This window comes from Metapseudomonas phytobenefica (assembly GCF_043392685.1).
Lineage (GTDB): Bacteria > Pseudomonadota > Gammaproteobacteria > Pseudomonadales > Pseudomonadaceae > Metapseudomonas.
The window spans coordinates 1-2,475 of record NZ_JBHZGM010000070.1 but is presented as its reverse complement, the minus strand read 5'-3'; the positions used below and the strand labels follow the sequence as shown (position 1 = coordinate 2,475).

2 protein-coding genes and 1 pseudogene are annotated in these 2,475 nt (G+C 61.7%); all 3 read right to left on the bottom strand.

Annotation, left to right across the window (positions count from 1 at the left end):
* Positions 1 to 22 precede the first annotated feature (22 nt).
* Positions 23 to 1,390 carry a zonular occludens toxin domain-containing protein gene (locus ACFW0B_RS25735; RefSeq protein WP_449151787.1) on the bottom strand — a complete coding sequence of 456 codons (1,368 nt, stop codon included), beginning with the start codon at positions 1,388 to 1,390 and terminating at the stop codon, positions 23 to 25.
* A gap of 15 nt (positions 1,391 to 1,405) precedes the next feature.
* Positions 1,406 to 1,702 carry a DUF2523 family protein gene (locus ACFW0B_RS25730; protein WP_449151786.1) on the bottom strand — a complete coding sequence of 99 codons (297 nt, stop codon included), beginning with the start codon at positions 1,700 to 1,702 and terminating at the stop codon, positions 1,406 to 1,408.
* An 8-nt stretch (positions 1,703 to 1,710) separates the two neighbouring features.
* Positions 1,711 to 2,475: pseudogene (locus ACFW0B_RS25725) on the bottom strand (hypothetical protein); the annotation flags it as partial.

Sequence of the window (2,475 nt, the reverse complement as noted above, 5' to 3'; positions counted from 1 at the left end):
ATTATGCGAAGCCCCTTATAAATCAAAGACTTGCGTTACCTGCAGGTTGATTGCCAGCAGGAACGGCGGTCAGGGTTCGCGGGGTGCGGCTAGTATCCTCGACTACGGTAACGCGAACCGGTTGACGGGATGCCTGGAAGGCTGGTGTTGCCCCGGCCGGGTCGCTCCGCTCGCCGCTCGGGGCAACACCACCGCCAGGACTGCTGACGTTCGGAGCGATGGTTGAGACGGTTTGCTGGCCGCTCCAGGCGGTGACCCGTTCGCCGTCCACGTCGCAATACACCTGCACGCCGTCCGGATAGGTCTTGCACTGGTCCATCGTGATGCGGCGCGTACCGAACATCGAGCGCAACAACACCTGATCGGGCGCCCAGTTCTCACGAGCTTGCGGATCCGTTACGTCTGGCTGGTTGTAACCACCAATCGACTGCCAGTTGGGATCCCGAGGCTTGTCGCTGCGCCGAATAAAGCCACCAATACGCCAAAGACCGGACAACGGCGGATCAACGGCCACCGGAGCGGCAACCGTCTGCGCCTGAGCCGGCACAGGCGCAGCCGGCAGCATGTCCTCGGGCCACGGGTTAACCAGATGCGACGGTGCCGCCTGCGCGACCGGTTGCGGAACTTCCTGAACAACTTCAGCCACTTCCTTCTGCGGCGCGAGCTTGCTGGCGAAGTAGTCGTACAGCAGATAACCGCCGATGGACAGCGCGAGCGGCACGAAGACCAGGATCGTGATCATTTGCCAGCTGCCCCAAACCGACACGCGCTTATCCATGGCCTTTTCGTCACCGACGTCGAGCGTCTGACTCTGCGTGGCGCTGCGGTAGTACTGGTAGATCTCCGGCTTGTAGGTGCCGTAGGCCTCACGAATCAAGAGCTTCTCCGGGATCCGTTCACCGGTCGGGCAGCCGCGATACACCTTGATGCCGAAGCGCTTGGCCGCACCGACTTCCTCTAGCTTGTGCATGTGAAAGCTATGCGCAATCAGCTTGCGCACCCAGGCCGCGAGATCCGCGGGATCCTGCGTGACCAATACGACCTGCATGGCGTTCCCCTCACCGTCCACGCGGTGACGGTGTTCCTTGAGCCATTGCAGGTCATCGACCGACGCCTTGTTGACCTTCTGACCGCTGGGCCAACGCCGCCAGCATTCGTCAATCACCGCGACGGCGCCGTGCGGAATCAGCTCGGGCAATTGCGGATCGTCCAGCGCATCCAGCGGCAGCTGGGTAATCCGCCCGCCGTAGACCTGGGTGAGCAGATCCGCCTCTAAGGGGATGTTGGTCACGACGTGGCGGCCCTTCTGCAGGGCCGGAATGACCACGTACTCGACCACCGAATACGACTTGCCGGATCCCGGCTTGCCGAAATAGCCGTTGAGGGCCATGTCCCTACCCTCCCCTTAGCCGATCAGCGGAATGCGCCGCAGCGCAAAGCGCAGTACAAGCGCAAGCGTGATCATCGCCAGCCCCTCGCCAATGGCGAAGAACTGAAAGAAGTAGACAACGCTCGCCGGAATGTTGGCGAAGAAGCTCTCCACCGAGCCCAGGAACGACGGCACCGGCAGGCTTTCGATCACGCTAGCCAAACCATCGAGCAGCAGGCCCCAAACCTTTTTCGGCGCCCACAAGATGATTTCGAGCAACCAGTCGAGCAGCGAAACCAAGGTTTCCTTGAGCCAATTGATAATGCTGTCCATCGTTCACCTCACGCCGTGAAGAAGAGTCGAATGGCCGCCCAGGCCCAGATGGCACGGAACAGCCAGACCAAGCCAGCCAGCACCTGGGGCGCCAGTTGGCAGAACGTGTCGAAGGAGATCGCCCCCATGAAGGTGTCAGCGGTGCCGGTCGGGCAGGTGCCGCCAGTGGGCACGCTGATCGAGGTCACCGCCTGGACGATGGGCGCATTGAGGATCCGCGCGTAATAGGCCGAGGTCGAATCACCGATTTCCTCGGTTTCCTCCAGTTCGGGCATTTCCGGTGCGCCGTACTCGCCGCCCTCCTCTTCCTCACAGTTGCCAGTGACACAGTCCTTCACGCCGTCGCCGTCAGAGTCGCCCTTGCCGCCGCTGGAGCAGGCCGGGCCGGTGCATTGGGTGCCGGTGGACAGCGTGTTGCCGTTGCCGTCCTTAACGACCGTGGTCTTGTTGTTGGAAACGTTGGTGACGCAGGAATTGGCGCCGATGCACTTGGTCTGCGTGATGGTGTCGGTCTTGGTGGTGGTCGTGGTGCCGTTGCCGTTGTCCTTGGTTTCGATCTGAGTGGCGATCTGGATGCCGTTGCTGGTGGGTTCCTTACGGCGACATTCGTAGGTGCCGCCAGCACTGAAAATGCCACAGTTCATTTCGCCGGGGTTGCCTTCGAATTCCTGCGACTCACAGCCGACAATCTGCCCGTCGGACATGTAGTTGCAGGGCTTGGAGTCCTTGACGATGGGCGGCTCCGGCGCAAGGCACTGGTCGGGGTTAGGGCA

What these genes read in the sequence shown, in the direction of transcription:
- ACFW0B_RS25735 (WP_449151787.1), bottom strand. Translation starts at nt 1,390, where the DNA reads ATGGCCCTCAACGGCTATTTCGGCAAGCCGGGATCCGGCAAGTCGTAT.
- ACFW0B_RS25730 (WP_449151786.1), bottom strand. Translation starts at nt 1,702, where the DNA reads ATGGACAGCATTATCAATTGGCTCAAGGAAACCTTGGTTTCGCTGCTC.